Origin of the sequence: Segatella baroniae B14, assembly GCF_022024235.1 — a bacterium.
In the GTDB taxonomy this organism is placed as follows: Bacteria; Bacteroidota; Bacteroidia; order Bacteroidales; family Bacteroidaceae; genus Prevotella; species Prevotella bryantii.
In genome coordinates, this window is sequence record NZ_CP091800.1 from 38,789 (window position 1) to 56,198 (window position 17,410).

8 protein-coding genes and 1 pseudogene are annotated in these 17,410 nt (G+C 40.6%); all 9 read right to left on the reverse strand.

The genetic code is table 11. The features are described 5' to 3' along the window. Positions 1 to 84 precede the first annotated feature (84 nt). On the reverse strand, positions 85 to 759 hold the full coding sequence (locus L6469_RS10530; protein ID WP_143067214.1) for an SH3 domain-containing protein: 675 nt from the start codon (positions 757 to 759) through the stop codon (positions 85 to 87). Positions 760 to 774: 15 nt separating this feature from the next. Then, entirely contained in the window at positions 775 to 1,164 is a 390-nt protein-coding gene (locus tag L6469_RS10535; RefSeq protein WP_039870225.1) for a L,D-transpeptidase family protein, read from the reverse strand. Between the two features lie 548 nt (positions 1,165 to 1,712). Continuing rightward, on the reverse strand, positions 1,713 to 3,395 hold the full coding sequence (locus tag L6469_RS10540; protein ID WP_006282137.1) for an endo-1,4-beta-xylanase: 1,683 nt from the start codon (positions 3,393 to 3,395) through the stop codon (positions 1,713 to 1,715). A gap of 8 nt (positions 3,396 to 3,403) precedes the next feature. Further along, entirely contained in the window at positions 3,404 to 4,441 is a 1,038-nt protein-coding gene (locus L6469_RS10545; RefSeq protein ID WP_006282138.1) for a DUF5627 domain-containing protein, read from the reverse strand. A gap of 39 nt (positions 4,442 to 4,480) precedes the next feature. Further along, complete coding sequence (locus L6469_RS10550) at positions 4,481 to 6,262, reverse strand: RagB/SusD family nutrient uptake outer membrane protein (RefSeq protein ID WP_006282139.1); 1,782 nt, start codon at positions 6,260 to 6,262, stop codon at positions 4,481 to 4,483. A gap of 11 nt (positions 6,263 to 6,273) precedes the next feature. After that, positions 6,274 to 9,075, reverse strand: coding sequence for a SusC/RagA family TonB-linked outer membrane protein (locus L6469_RS10555; RefSeq protein ID WP_006282140.1), 2,802 nt, complete (start codon positions 9,073 to 9,075; stop codon positions 6,274 to 6,276). Positions 9,076 to 9,118: 43 nt separating this feature from the next. Continuing rightward, positions 9,119 to 11,046 (reverse strand): annotated as a pseudogene (locus L6469_RS10560) (RagB/SusD family nutrient uptake outer membrane protein). A gap of 11 nt (positions 11,047 to 11,057) precedes the next feature. After that, positions 11,058 to 14,192: a SusC/RagA family TonB-linked outer membrane protein gene (locus L6469_RS10565; RefSeq protein WP_006281618.1), complete on the reverse strand. Its 3,135-nt coding sequence runs from the start codon at positions 14,190 to 14,192 to the stop codon at positions 11,058 to 11,060. Positions 14,193 to 14,795: 603 nt separating this feature from the next. After that, complete coding sequence (locus L6469_RS10570) at positions 14,796 to 17,153, reverse strand: family 43 glycosylhydrolase (protein ID WP_006281619.1); 2,358 nt, start codon at positions 17,151 to 17,153, stop codon at positions 14,796 to 14,798. Between the last annotated feature and the right edge of the window lie 257 nt (positions 17,154 to 17,410).

The following is a 17,410-nucleotide window of genomic DNA, read 5'->3' on the forward strand; positions in this document are numbered from 1 at the left end:
GATGCTCCCTAAATTGTCCGCGAGAACACAAAAATTTTAGAACATCGAGGATGGCTCTGATTTGTCCACCCTCGATGTTGTTATTCAATATGCCTCGCAGTTCATCTCGTGTTCTATCTTTTCCTTTATCTTGGTGCTACATTTTCGATAAGGAAGAATTTTGTCCTTGTAAACATAGCCGACACATTTTCCACCATCTTTCAGATATACCTTCCACCAATTGCTTTTGGATGAAGGTGTATATAAGAATATCTGGTCTTTCGTAATTTGAGTTACAACTTTAGACTTCGCACTTTTTTTACTTCTGACATTCACGTAGCCGTCAGGATCATTGATACCAGCTCCGCATTTCAGATAATCCCCCTTAACAGCAAGACTTTCGCCCTCAGTATCATATATTTGTACTATTTCATAATCGTACGTGTTTTCGTTTTCTCCAGCATAATCAGACCATAATTCATAGTAGAGAGAACTGCCATCGTTAAACTTTAATTCCAAAATTGAACTAAGATTATATCCAAAAGAATATGTTTCCTTGCTTTTTATCATGGAAAAAAAATCATCTTTGCTCTTATCGAAACAGAGGTCTTTTAAAGCATAAATATTCCCTCCAACACTAATGGTTTTTATTCCTTTTTCCTTATGCTGTTTATACATTTTGCAGTAAATACTATTCACATAGCCAATATAATCGGCCTGGGCATGACAAAAAAAGCAGATCCATTGAAAGCCCCAAAACAATAACAATCTCTTCATCATAAAAAATAATTTTATTTATCGACCAGATATAATTACATTTAAAGGTATGTTTCCTTTTAAATCAAGTGTGTTACGTATAAGATCTCTTGCACGTCTCAACACGAAAGGATTATTCGAGGTGAGTCCTATGCATCCTTCTGTTCCAAGACTTCTCGCAGGATGGATTCTTATATATTGTCTATTTCTACCAGCATATTCATCATAAAAGGGATCTGGGGAAAGATTAGCAGTCCAGCCTACTCCTTTCCGCATAAACTTAGTTTCAGCCCTATTATTTATTGCAATGACAGAATAATTACCAGAAGGCAGAGTATAACTTCTAATATTTCCAGCCCCACTTACCGCTGGACTCCTTAAAACTTCTTCATCATAACTATACGTGGTATAAGTGCCCGCAGAATACATTTATAAAAGGAAAAAACGCTAAGACTATGTATAATGAATATCTCCATCTTTTTGTTTTCATGATAATTCATTTGGCCATAATAGAATTAAGTTATACGACTTAATCAGATATATAAAAATAAATGATTAATTTTCTTGCAAAATTATATATAAACTAGATACATTGTTTATTTTTTTAACCTCTTTTATCATTAAATAGTTACAGAATATTTAGTCCCCTACTGTAGAAGTAGTAACACATACCAATTATTGTATTTGACTAGTATATACATCATTTCGAAAGCCTGTTCGTAAAGACACGTCATATTCGACTTTAATTTGTATTGGAAATCAACGAAATCATATTTGGTATATACGGCTAACTTTTTATAAATAGATCCTCAACTCTTTAGACACACAACTTTTTATTTTAATACCACAAAAGTCGATAGACTTTCTTTTTCATGTTTTTCATTATTACATTTGTCGTAACAAAAATTTCGCTAGTGATAATTGTAATCACTAGCGAAACTTTTATAAAGAATTTATTGATAATAATAAGAATCTTCTTACTCCTGTTTCAAACCTTCACAGAAGCCTACATAAGCAGGTTTACGTACCCAATTTGCATCCCAAAGACCGATAGGTTCATCAGCTCTCCAGCCACTACCTTTAGGACTATCCTGAAGACCCCAGTTACAAATACCATACTGCTGGTTAGCAGGAATGATTTCAAAGTACTTCGATACAATAAACTTATAGTATTGAGCCATCAACTGCTGCTGTTCTTCAGTAACGTCAGCAGTATTAATGGTATTGCCTTCTGCATCTGCGATACCCATATCGAGCTCAGAGATACGCACCAACTTACCTGTTGCTGCCATCATCTTCAGATGGTTTACATAAGCTTCCTCGTTAGCAGCCTGAGTTTTAGGATTCATGCTATAAGTAACGTGCATCTGACTACCTATACCATCAATTTTGGTAACACCATCGCTTTCCCAATATTTTATCATATCGATAAGACCCTGAAGTTTAGCATTCTTATTATAAGCAGCTTCAAGATTATAATCGTTGATAAACAGTTTCAACTGTACCGAATCGCTGGCAGCCTTACGAGCCAACTTCACAGCTAAACGGGCATAATCTTTACCAAGATGATCTTGCCAGAAGAAACACTTCTTAGGATCACCATCACGACCAGCGGTCTTAAGTTCTGCAGGAGCGGCGTCACTCATAGGCTCATTTACGACATCCCAAGCCTTAACTTTACCATTACAAGCCTTCATCATGCCAGAGATAAAGTTATTGAGTGCCCAAGTAAGGGTATCTTTCTTTACTTCTTCGGTCATACCACCGCCACCACCTTCTTGGTCTGGGTCGGCTACCGTCTTGATTTCGTATTCATGCCAAGAAGGCTTGGTCCAACCGTCTGCATTTTCCTCAAAAGTACCATTGGCTATCAAGTTATTTCCATCTGGATCGAGTAGCTGTACATCATCCATCCAAATATCACCACCAAGAGTACCCAACTCGAAACGAAGTTGCTTCAAAGCACTCTTAGCCTCGAAAGCCTGCGCAACAGTAGTCCACTCTGTAGTAGACTTGAATGAAGGAGTTGGCCAATACTGAGTTGCATCACCCTGAGGCCATACCGTTACATCACAAGCAGCAGAAGTTTTTACACGCAACTTTAAGGTGTAAGTTTTGCCGCTCTGTAATTCAGTAGTAGGATTAACATATAACTCACGATCCCAGTTGTTGGTTTTAGGTTCGCCCATGTGGATATAAAGCACATGCTTAGTAGCATTAGGGTCTGTTATAAGGCTATTCAGATAAGCTACTTGCTGCTGAGAGTGCCAACAGAGAGTATGACCGAAAACAGTAAGACCTGCATTTGTAGCATTATTCACAAAAGACTCTACCGTAGCAGTATTCAAGGTACCATCTGAACCAACAACAGAAGCATACTTAAACGCATTACCTGTTACCACTTCATCATAGTTAGCTTTAGCCAGCGAATAAAGCTGACCTACTTGGTTAAACTGTTCTGCATTAACGGCACCGGCCATTACAAACTGAGGATATTTATCACGGTTAACATAGCTCTTCAACGTACCATATGAATTGATTTCGTCTTGAGCGATAACCTCAGCAGGCTCATCCGTTGTGAAACCAGGAATATCCTGGTCTGCACAAGCTGTAAGAGAGAGTCCTGCTGCAACGTATAATAAAGAATTTAATACTTTCATTGTAATGATTATTTGGTTGTTGTGAATTCACGCAAGTGATTGCCACGAGAAATCAGAACTAGTTTCTCGTTGTAGTTCTTAGTTACTTCACGAGTTACTTTCTTCTGAGTGGCTTCATCATAATCTTCATAGCTGTAAATAACATCAAAATTTACTTCGATAAGATCACGTTCTCTGTCACCCCAAGCCACGCTATGGTCAACTTTTGAACCGTTTTTGACAAACTTACCGGTTCCCTTGATTTTGCAGTCAGCACTATTAGTAGAGAAGGTTATGTTACCATCAGCACCAATCGTCAGAATAGCATTGCCATCAAGTGTCTTAGATACAGTCTGAAGTTTACCATCTTTGTAAACAGGTTCACCATTAGCATTAAACTCTGCAGCTGTAACCGTCTCGCTATGTGCATAGTTTACTGAATTCATATCATAACAGGTAAGCATGCTCTTAGATGTATTGTCAGCGGTATTGAGCCAAATGCCAGAATACGGATTCTTATATTCTACTGCATAAAGGGTATAGTTCTTATTTTCTAAAATGGTATCATTACCTGCCTCAAGAATACGAACTGGAATAACGTAAGTAACATAAGCAGACTTCAAATCGTTGAAGAAAGCTTCGTTCAGTTTTACATTAACAACACCACGAACCTTACCTGCAGGAATAACGACATCTGTTGTCTCTAGAGAATAGTAATCAGAAGGCATTGCTACAACAGGTTTACCTGTATTCACAAATTTTTCACCTTCAATCTGATTAAATTTGAGATTATCTACCAAACTGTTATCAACAGCTATTTTCACATGACGATCGACTTTGTTAGACCAAACACCACCGAGCACCACTTGAAGCTGGCACATGTGTGCATTATCAAGTTCATTAGGGAATGCATCATCCTCGCCTAGAGTAATGGTACGAATTGGTGTCTGCTTAGCAAAATACACAGACTGGTAATCAAAATCGGCGAACTCTACATCACCGTTCTTGCAAGAAGAAGCAAGAACGAGTGAACAGAGAGATAATATTGCAAAAAAGATCTTTTTCATCTTTGTTATCTTATTAAAATCAATTATTGTATCAGAGAATTACTTCCAATCCTTATTCTGTGTAAGCTCACTAAACTTCAAGCACTCAGTGTAAGGAATTGGACCATAATACATATAGTCAGCAAAGTTTCTCTTCTCTACTTCTACCTTATTATAGGTAGCTGAACCGTCAGCATTGATAACCTTACGGATACCCATAGCAGGTTCATTGATAGGAGCCTTCCAGCGACGAAGATCCCAGAAGCGGAAACCTTCAAAAGAAAGTTCGATACGACGCTCGTTGCGTATAAGCTGTCGCATAGCCTCTTTATTGCCCTTGATGCTCTCGAGATAATCGTTACCTACACCAGCACGATCGTGAAGTGCCTTGATGATATCATAAGCACTATAACCATGACCACCCTTGCCCTCTGGACCAAAAGCTTCGTTAGCAGCCTCAGCATAGTTCAAGAAGATCTCTGTGTAGCGGATACGTGGAGTATAATGATCCTGCTTAGTATTCACATTAGGCTCAAGGTTGATATCCTGGCGGAGCAACTTACGCATATAGTAACCGGTACGTGTAGAAGTACCCTGTTCATAGTCGATACCATCATAAAGACCACCTACATGGGTATAGATTTCCTTATCACCAGAACCAACTTTAGAAGAATCGAGAACTACGAATGCTGCCAAACGAGGGTCACGGCCATCATATGGATGAGCAGGATCGAAACCACTCTTGGCATCAGTAATAGCATAACCGTTAGCCATAGGGAAAGCATCTACGAAGTTCTGAGTTGGGTTGATACGACCTTTACCCTGCAAAGAAGGTGGATAATTATCTTTTTCCCAGTCGTTGTTGCTAGATTTCTGACCACGCCAAAGTATTTCCTTAGGATTGATACCATCCTTCAATCCATTGATTTCAGCTGTATTAGAGAACCAGTGCCAACCTGTTGGATCCATACCTGCAAGACCACCATTAGCATCGAGAACCTCAGCAGCATAGTCAGCAGCTGCTTTGTAATCAGTGCCACTTTGGTCAGCATAAGCAGGACTTGCTGCAAGAAGAGCTGCCTTACTGCGGAAAGCCTTAACGATAGTACCATCCATACGACCATTAAACTTACCACCGAAGACACGGTTAAGTGTGCTCACGTCAGCACCCATCTGCTTATACAAAGCTGGTATTTCGTTAACAGAAGAGATATCGCTATAACGCATAGGCAACAAAGCTAAAGCGCTATCACAGTCCGCATAGAATGCCTTCATACATTCTGCAAATGTTTCACGAGGCATATTAAACTGTGAATTGACATCCTCAGGAGTAGTTACAATAGGTACACCAAGAAGAGTTCCCTTTGCATCATAACCACCATGAGCTTGGAGCAAGTAGTACATAAACATGGCACGAAGTGCATAAGCCTCACCACGTTCACGTGCTGCATACAATTTAGAAGCCACCTTATCTTCTGCCCAACGCACTTGGTCTACGCGGCTCAAGAAGAGATTCATATACATAATACCTGAACGACAATCACGCCAACGTTCAGCAGGATTATTGTCAGCTGCCCAAGTACCTGACGTAATCTTACGCCAGTTGTTGGTATTATCATTGCTGACTGCATCGTCTGTAGCCACCTCATTAAAAGGGAAGCTTCCACATGGTATACGTGTATAACCATTACCGAGCACACCCTCTGCGTAAGAAGCATTCTGGTTCATATAATCTAAACCGAGGTTATTCTCGATAGCTGGAGAAAACATATCATCGCAAGAGCTTAAGCCCAGGGTGACAGCTCCAAGAATGCAGAGATATTTTAGTTTATTTGTTTTCATTGTTTTTCGCATTAGAAATTAACTTTTACACCTAAGTTGTATGAACGTGTCTGAGGTGCTGAGCCTACGTTAGTTTCCATATACTTACGCTCTTTAGCGATAGTAAGCAGGCTATTTCCACTAACATACACGCTCAAGCCATTGATCCACTTACCAGCAAACATATTGGCTGGGAAATCATAGGTGAACTGTACCTTGTTCAGAAGAAGTGCACTTGTCTTGTATGTCCAGAAGTCTGAATCAACGAAACTCAAGTCGTTATTAGAAGCTGTAAGACGTGGGTAAGTAGCAGAGTTTGCTGTTTCTGGAGTCCAACGACCGAGTGCCATATCACTGTACTTGCGCTCGCCATAGCACCATGCATATTCGTTGTTCTTCAGACCCATACCGCCAAAGTCGCCTGTCCAGTTCATGAAGAATGTAAAGCCTTTATACTTAGCTGTGAAGTGGAAGCCAAGATAGAAGTCTGGATTCCAGTGACCTAATACCACACGGTCTTTGCTGTCAATCTTACCATCTTTATTCTGGTCTTTATATTTTAAGTCACCAGGCTTGGTCTTGTCGTTAACAGTAGCATTTGCTGCAATATCAGCTTCATCAGCGAAGAAGCCTAAGCACTGATAGCCACGGATAGCATCGATACGAGCTCCCTCTGATTTCTGCCAATCGTATTCTACCAACTCACTTACACGACTATTCTTATTAGTAACATACATGCCTGTTACACCTGCCTGCAAGTCAACTTCACCAAGATTTTTGTGGAAGTCTACAGTAAAGTCGAAACCACTACGATTCTGGATGTTGTAGTTATAGTTAGGCAAGAAAGTAGAAACTGGCCAGTATGTATGATAGTAACTTGGGAAGTTAGCTTCTGGAGTAATAACCAAACCATCAAACTTCACATTGAAGTAGTTAGCATTAAGCTTAACCAGACCTTTACCAAAGCTAGCATCGAGACCGAAGCGGAACTCTTTACGCTTGATAAAGCCGAGATCTACATTCTCACCACGCTGAGAATCAGATGTCTGCATGGCATTAGCACTCTCAGACCATCCCCACCATGTACCTGTTGCGGTGAAGATATCATCATACATATAGTATTTTTCGAGATCGAGGTCTTCATTCACTACACCATAAGAAGCCGTCAATTTCAAATCGTCTAACCAGCCCTTAGTTCCTTCCATGAATTTTTCCTCGCTTAAGCGCCAACCCAATGTTCCTACTGGAGAAATAGCACCACGATGACCTTCAGCCAACTTAGCTGAGTGTACAGCAGCCATGCTTAAATCAGCATAATAGCGATGAGCATAGTTATAATTCAAGTTCAAGCCTAAGTTAGCATTGCTGGTATGGTGATATTCTCCATCATTGCTGAGCTGATAAGCATGAGCCAACAAAGTAGCACCTACAGCATGCTGGTTGAACTGACGAGCCCAATCGAACTGACCAGAGAAGAAGATAGTCTGCTTGTCATGACTGTCGCTCACGTTCTGATTAGCCGTAAACTTATCAATCATTTTCTTTTCCAAAGAGATGATCTCATCGTAACCATTCTGATTAGACCATGTAGGAATATAGTAAGCATATTCATTCTGGATACTAGCATTGTAGCTCGTGTTATAGTCGATAGCTACCTGAGTAGTAAAGCTCAAGCCCTTGAGTACCTTATTGAGATCGAACTTAATACCAGCATCAAACTGCAACTGACGGCTTGTATAAGTATTATAACCAGCAGCATACATATCAGCAAATGGGTTAGACTGGTCAGTTAGCGTACCTCCAATAAGATACTGTCCGTCGATAACATTACTACTGTTACGAATCATCTTCATCATGTCAACAACATCAGGATTCATCATGCTGATAGGGAGCAATGGTGACAGTGCATTCTTAGATGTAGGACGCAATGTTGCTGACTTTGACCAATAATTAGAACGGTCGCTACGGAGATCATAGAAACTTGCAGAAGAGTTAACCCAACCCGTAATCCAATCGTTCAGACGTAGGTCGATATTACCACGGAAGTTCAAACGGTTAGTATGATTGTCTTTACCCTCACCAAAGTTGATTAGGTCGCCCTGATGATAAAAACCTACCTGAGCATAGAAGTGAGCATACTTGCCACCACCTTCGAATTCAGCCTGACCCTCGTAACGAGTATAACTCTTTTTCAGATAATCCTTAGAGAAGAAATCATTGCTATGATAACGATAAGGATTTCGGCCAGAAGCAAAGTTGTAGATATCTGTATCGGTAAACGCTGGTTTATCACCATCATTAACCAAAGACTCATTATAAAGACTCATATACTGAGCTGCACCAAGGAAAGTAGGATACTCCTTAGGAGTAAACAAGCTGACGTTACCACGTACACTTACCTTCAAGCCATCAGCGTGTCCACGCTTTGTAGTAATAAGTACAGCACCCTTAGCTGCGCGAGAGCCATAGAGGACGACAGCAGAAGCTGACTTCAGGAAAGTTATCTGATCTATCTCAGAAGGGTTTACATTATTGGCATCACGAGGAACACCGTCTACCAGTATCAGTGCATCGCCCATATTCCAGAGCTGTCCGTTATAGCCACCGGCATAAGCCTGAAGAGCATCCAGACTATACGTATTATAGTTTTTCTGGGTCAGATCTTTCATATCAACAGCAGAAATACCACCCAGCAGTTCTGATTTAGCTTTGGAACCGAAAGCTACTTTAACCTCAGCAGTATCAGCAACGGTCTGAGCGTTAGCTGAAACTGAAGCTATAGCTGCCAGTGAAAAAGCCATAACAGATTTCGTATATTTTTTAGGTTGCTTCATTAGTATTGTAATATTGAAGTTGTATTGTTAGATAAAGTTTGATTTACCATCCTGGGTTCTGTTTGAACTCTGGATAAATGCTGCAATCACTGATCTTAAGTGGTAACCAGTAATGCTTCTCTGTGAAGTTACGTACAAGGATAGTCTTCTCCTTGAATCCTGATACTTCGTTGTTCTCTGGATGTTCTGGATCACATTTTACGCGTTCGAACTCTTGAGAAGTCTTGATATTATAAGGAGCCTTATCAAGGAGCAACCAGCGACGAAGGTCGTTGAAGCGGTGACCCTCCCAAGAGAGTTCTACTGCACGCTCACGACGAAGTTCACTCATAAACTTGTCTAATGTAGCTGTATTCTTGGCAGCCAAATCTGCAACACCAGCACGCTCACGAACTTTATTGACAGCCTGGATAGCAGTAAGAGGAGCCTTATCAGAAGCATTAGGATTACCGGTAGCTTCAGCTACTGCCTCGGCATACATAAGGTATACATCGCTCAAGCGCATCCATGGTAAATGGATATTGAAATGCTGAGCCCAACCATAACCCTGGTCTACCTTGTTACAGCTATTGTCGATAAACTTATAAAGCAAATAACCTGTACGGCTACCCTTTTCTTCGTTTCTCCAACGACCACCAGTCTGCAAGTCTGCATAACGAATAGAATTCATTGGATTTGCAGCGATAGCAGCCTTAGAAGCAGCATCTGATTCCTGAGAAATATCACCCTTAATCAGCTTCTCACCGTCAAAACGGATATCATTGTAGAAACGTGGGTCACGACCCTTCCAAGGATGAGTCTTATCAAAACCAGATTCTGGGTCATCAAGTGGAAGACCATTAGCCATACCATAATAGTTAACATAGTTGGCTGTTGGCAAAGTAAGTACACCACCATCATTCATATCGGCATTACAAGCAAAGAACTGCTTACTCAAACCCCAGTTTGTACCGTTGAAGTCGCCATAGTCAGGACCACGGAAGATCGCCTCTGTCACGGTACCATCTACACTCTGACCAGGAACCTTACCATCTTGACCCATGGTATAGAAGTTATTGCTATACTCCTTAAAATTAAGCAGACCAAACTGAGTAGCACCACTTTCTACCAAAGCGAGCAATTCACCAAAAGCATCAGCTGCCTTCTGACAATACTCCTTATTATATGATGCATTACCCGTAACGGTCTTATTCATCAATGGGCTACCTGCATAAAGCAAGTCTTTGCCTAAATAAGCCAAAGCTGCAATCTTGGTAACACGCAACTGGTTTTTACCCTTACTGTTAGAACCTACCTTAGTATTATCCCAGTCAATAGGGAGCAGATCAGCAGCCTTGCGGAAATCGGCAGCAGCTTTATCAGCACACACATTATAAGCCAAACGTGGCTCATGGAATTCCTCATCAGCAGGCAAAACTCGATCGATATAAGGCATGCCGCCAAAGTATTTCATCAACTGGAAATGGAACCAGCCACGGAAGAAATAAAGCTGACCCAACAAGAGATTTTTCTCTTCTTCGGTACCTACAAAGTAGTCGATATTAGCCAAACCGAGGTTAGCTTTACGGATACCATACCAGCAACCAGGAACGAGAGAATGAGCAAAACGGTCACCATTCGTATCGAAAGAATTACGATCCATGAAACCACTCTGCCAACCATCATGGCTGCTCTGCCATCCCAGAAGTCACCCTGGTCAATCTTATATACCATGTGGTAGTCGATACCTACATTCTGGATTTCATCTTCACCCCAGTTCCAAGAGTTTGTCCAGTAACCCTTCTCAAACTCAGGGATACAGTTATAAAGTTCTTCGGTAAATCCCTCAAAGTTAGTGAAGTCCTTGAAAGCTTCAGTCTCTGAAATATCACTATCTGGAGCTTTATCAAGATAGGATGTACAACTGGTCATACCTGCTGTTACAAGCAGAGAGCTGTACATGACAACGATATATTGGTTTAACTTTTTCATTATTCGTATTATTACAAGTTAATTTTAAGTCCCAGGTTGAAACGCTTAACTGTAGGATAAGCACCCTGAGAAGCAAGACCAGTACCTGCGTAGTTGCTTTCACGGTCATCTGGCATACGGCTCCATACCCAAAGGTTGTTACCGTTCAGATAGAGCTGAATACTAGTAAGACCCAAATTCTTTACCCATGGCTGGGTGAAGGTATAGCTGATCTGTGCGTTCTTAAGACGAACGAAACTACCATCGTAGTGGAAGCGTGTACCTTCGTAGAAACTTGGTGTAGAGTTCAGACGTGGCATTGGTGCATCAGCATCCTGATTGTACTTGGTCCAGAATGAACCTTCATCAAATACTGTATTCAGGTTCTTATTTAATGAGTTGAAACCTACATAACGACTAACATTGGTTACACCATAGAACTGTACGTAAACGTCGAAACCTTTCCAGGTCCAACCAATCATCGCATTATAAGTATTCTGTGGAGTACCTGTATAACCATAAGGTGCAGAGTCATTATCATCGATAACACCATCAGCATTATAGTCGAGTACATCATACTGACCTGGCATCTTCTGATTATCGTTGGTATTATACTGTGTAATACCAATAACATCGTCCCAAGTCTTGGCAAAGCCACTGGTAAGGTTAGCATGATCCTGTCCGATAGCAAAGCCCTGAGTCTTCTTGTATGCTGGATAGAGCTTAGGATCATCGTAACTAAGAACCTTATTGGTAGCATGAGTCATACTGAAGTTTCCGTAGACATGATGAGCACCAAAGTTCTTGTTTAGACGAAGTTCGATTTCATAACCAGTACAACGCACCTTACCCAAGTTAGCTGCAGGAGCACTTGCACCGAAGTAAGTTGGGATAGCACGTCTATCACCAGGAATCAATACGTCTTTACGATTATCAACGAAGAAGTCGATATTACCTGTAACCAAACCACCGAAGAAGCCATAATCGATACCAAAGTTTTGCTTCGTAGATTTCTCCCAGTGAATATTAGGGTTACCGAGTTTAGCCTCTTTATATACTTGATAATGACTCTCTGTATCATCGATACTCAACTGAGCCTTACCATGACCAGGGTCACCGCCTTGGATTTGCCACTGTGTAGCATACAACCAGCGGCCGAGGTTTGCACCATCATCACCGACCTCACCATAGCTATAGCGGAATTTCAACATATCAACCACCTTGCGCAATGGCTTGAAGAATTTTTCCTCGCTAATGGTATAACCAGCAGCACCAGACTTGAAGAAATCAAAACGATAGTCAGGACCATATTGCTCTGAACCATTATAAGCTGCATTCAACTCCAAGAAATAACGGCTGTCATAATTATAGGTAGTACGGAAAGCCCAGTTTTCACGATAATGAGTAAACTCACTACCTACAGAACGCTCTGAACGCTCGAATACACCCATGGCAGACACATCGTGCTTGCCAAACTTGTTAGCATAAAACAACTGACCCTTATAATTCAGGTTACGCTGTGTTAACCAGTTGCTGACGGCACCACCCGCAGTAGTCCAAAGAATACCCTCCTGGAAATCGAAGTTAGTCAAACCATTCTGCTGTTCCTTATAAGATACAGCTCCTGTTTCTGGGTTAATCCACTTCATCTGAGCATTGTGATACAAGTCATTGATACCACGACCATCCTCCTGGAAAACGTTATCCCAAGCTATCTGTGCAGAGAAACGCAAGCCCTTCGTAATGAAACTCAAATCCTGATTCAAAGTGAAGTCTGTATTGATACGAGTAGTCGTATGCTTTTCTACACCAGAGAGAGCCAAGTTAAGGATAGAGTTAGGAGCACCCTGAGAATCGGCAGGATAATAACCCCAAGTACCATCGCTATAACGAGGCTGGAATGCATCGCGAGGAGCACTATAAGCAGCCTGCCATAACTGAGACTCACCGAAAGAACCTGTAGCTGTTTCCCAAGGACCCTTACGTACACCATGGCTACCAGAAAGATTCATCGCTAACTGAGTGGTCTTAGTCAACTTAAAATCGAGGTTACTACGAACATTGATACGGTTATAACCATAACCAGCCTGATAACCACGATTGTTATCCCACTCTCTAAAGAGGTCACCTTCATGCAAATAATCTACAGCTGCAAAATACTTAACATACTTAGTACCACCACTTACATTAATGTGTGGATTGTAAGCCATAGCAGTAGATTTAAACACTTCACTCTGCCAGTCTACATCTGGATAACGCTCAGGATCTACACCATTACGATAATTATCGATAAAATCGAGAGGAAGCACCTTGCCCCAAGATTCAGGCTTTAGACCCAATTCCTGCTGAGCTGCCTGATTACGGATAGTTAGCGCATCGGCACTATGGAGAGTACCAGGTAACTTTGAAGCAGTTTTAAGCGTCATGTTCATACCTACTTCAATCTTAGCTCTACCCTCTTGACCACGCTTAGTAGTAATAAGGATAACACCATTAGCACCACGCACACCATAAACAGCGGTAGCTGAAGCATCCTTCAATACAGATACATTCTGTACAGAACTGATGTCCACGCTATTCATTGGTCGTTCGATACCATCTACCAAGACTAAAGGTTCTGAATTGTTCCAAGAAGAAACACCACGGATAACGATTTTTGGATCTTCTTCACCTGGCATACCTGTACTACTCATCGTTACTACACCAGGAAGGTTACCTGTCAAAGCAGCACCAATAGAGCTAACACCACCCGCACGCTCCAATGTCTTACCACTCGTCTGAGTAATAGAGCCGACAACAGAAGCTTTTTTCTGCTGGCCATAACCTACTACGATGACCTCATCCATAGTATGCTCATCGTCGTGCATTGTTAACTTGATGGTCTGACGACCTTTCAGTTCTACCTTTGCATTCTGCATACCTACGTAAGAGAATTCAAGCACTGCTTTAGGGTTAGGAACAGAAAGAACGAAGTTACCATCCATGTCAGTGACTGTTGCAATGTTAGTATGTCCCTTCATCATGACAGTAACACCAATCAACGGTTCACCTTTCGAATCAGACACGGAACCCTTCACTGTAGTCTGTTGTGCCATAACCTGTAAAGGTGCTGACACAAGAACTGCAGAGAAAAGAGTAGTCTGCAGAAGTCTGTTTACTTTCTTCATTCGATTATTAAGTTTAGGTTCATTTATTAAAACACATTAATAATTAGCGCAAAAATAGTATAATAAGGTTAAGTGTATTTTGTACTATGTTCCAAAGTGTTTGCATGACGTATTTTTGTGCAAAATATGTTAAATACTTTTGACTACGTTACATAAACTTTATCATATGTAACACTATTGATGGTAAAAAAACACAATAACAGGTATGTGTGTCTGTGAAAAAACATAGCTAATAATGGGTAAAAACATACACTTGAACTGACTAACATGATGTTATTACAATCTAAACACTATGTTTTCATCGTATAAACACTATGTTTTCACAGCACAAACACTATGTTTCTGCCAAGCGTTTTCAAATCGACCAAAAGTAAAGAGATAAATATGTTGATTATCTATCAGATATAACATGCTTCAAAATTTACATATCTGATACAATCTGGTATATCAACTCTAAATAAGCAAAAAACACAGACGGTTCATATCAACTAAATTCAGAAAAAAAAGACGTCCCTAACTCATAAAAGAATCAGAGACGCCACAAGTCGGTTTTAATATAAGATTTTCTAAGTTACCCTATTAATATAAACAAAACATATATATTTATCGCATATCATTTACGTTATAACAGAAATGCTTGAATTCAGCTTTACCGCCCTTGACCTTTGTGCCATAGTTGAATAAGGCAAAACGGGCACCCATAAAGAAGCGACGATAATCATAACCCATCTTGAAAGGTAGACCAATTGTCTTCCACGTCTTACCATCCAAACTATACTCAAATGTCGCAATATCCTTACCAGGTCGGAAATCTGCATTAATCTTCAACCATATGTTATCCTTAACAAATTCAAGTTGACCATGACTTTCTTCTTTATAATCCTGAATCTCCTTATCTTTCTGGCCCAACTGTACAGAAGTAGTTTTCTGACTCAAGCGATAACCCAAAGCCGTCTTTTCTATCTGAAGTAAAGCACCATCATCATTGAAGACAGCCAGACCGGCATAATCACCTCTCTTCAAATGCTTCACATCAACTTGCACAGATACACTACTCTTAGGACCCATAGTACGCTGACTTATGGTATTTGGTGCATCATAAATAGAATGAGCTATGCGAGCCACTTTGAGCGTAAGTTTACCATTACCAACCTTCCAGGCATGATCAATAGGGTTATGATTCCACTGCCACGCTTTGTTCAGCTCAGAACCTTCAAATTCATCTGAAGCATAAATGGTTTTAACAGCTTCACCAAGCACAGGCTTTACCATATAAGTAGGTACATGACCATTCTCATCGCCAAGCATTGGCCAACCATCTATCCATCGACATGGCATACATGTAAGTACACGTCCTACTCCACCACGATCCTGAAATATAATACCATACCAGTTACCATCAGCACCATCTACGATAGTACCCTGCCCTACGTATGGGAATCCGCCAAAAGAACTAAGTAGTATTGTTTTTTTCTCCAAAGGTCCATTCAGACTGTCCATACGATAGCATACCTGATGGCGAGCCTTACCAGCAGGCCAAGATATCATGGTAAGATAATACTTGCCGTCATGCTTTACCATTCGACTTCCTTCAAGAAGTCCCGTTTCATCAGCTTCACGCTTAAAGAGAATACGATCTGTACCTGGAATAACACCACTTAAATCACTCTTCAATTCACAGATTTGACCGGTACCATAAACCACATATACACGATCATCATCATCGAAAAAAAGCGATGCATCATGGAAATGCTTCATACGACTCACCAGTTTCCATTCTCCTTCGGCTTTATCTGCACTATATATATAGGTATCACCACCAGGATTATCATTAGGAGCAAAGAGTGCATAGAATTTACCTTTATGATATTTCAGAGAAGTAGCCCATTGACCTCGACCATACACCGTACCTTTCTCCATATTATATTTTGGAGAATCAGTCAACTTATCAAAGATATAGCTTACGGTTTCCCAGTTTTGAAAATCTTTAGAACGCATCACAGGTGCACCTGGCATAAGATGCATCGTTGTGCTTACTAAATAATAGTATTCACCGACACGAATTACATCAGGATCAGGAACATCTGCCCATAGCATCGGATTCTTGACAACCACATCTTGACCCATCAGGTGAAGCATCTCATATGCGTACCGTTTACCTAACATACGATAACCGGCTGCATCAAAGTGTAGAGAATCACTTGCATTAGAACATCCTTCGGAAGAAATGACATGGGCTGTCGGAATAACCTCAGGCAGACGATTGATAATCGGATTCATCGAGATACATCGTCCCCCTCCATTAGCTCGTACCACCTCACCTGCTAACAAAGGCACATCTTCTGCTTTTAGAGACAAGTCCTTCAAAAGATGATCATATACAGATTTTACCTTAACCGGCCAATCCTCCTGTCCACAATTACTTTCTCCTTGATGCAGAAGGATACCTTTAATTACACCCTGCTTTTGCGCTTTACGAGCCAGCGTAACGATACGCTGATAAGGATTATTATCATAAGCAGCAAGCATTGGTACCATCCAGTCGGGAGCCGTCTTGACATAATTCCCAATAGAATCAGTCATGTATGCTTCTATCTTACAACCTCCGATAGCAACATGAATAACACCTACCTTAATATTATTAGGAAGATATTTTACAAGAGTACGACCAAAATAATCAACAGGAGTCAAACCCGTATTCGGACGACACAACGGAGGGACTGCTACCGACCATTCCCCCATCTTGCGATTCATCGCAGGATTGTCTACAGCTGCCATCATCTGAAAGCGAGAATCTATAGATAGCAAATCTTGAGGCTGAATTTTGGCATTACCCTCCATATTCGACTGGCCAAAACAGAGGTAAATATAAAAATTAGGATCAGCTTGTGCCATAGCCGATGAAGGTAATAGCCCCAAGGCTAACATAAGATACTTCAGAATACGGTTTTTATTTTTCATAATAACAAATCAAAAGATTGATAATCGCATGAGAACAAAAGATACATCTCATTAAACATTAACACTGCAAAGATAAGACTATTCTACGAAACTTATTTTGTATAATGTGTCTAATACTTTAGAATATTTTTTTTGAAGTAACAAAAACTTTGTATTACGTTACATAAGCGCAGAAAAACGGCAAAAAATGGTACTTTCTCGAAAATAAAGCTTATATTTGCAACATAAATGAACCTCATGAGTAAAAGGACTTAAAA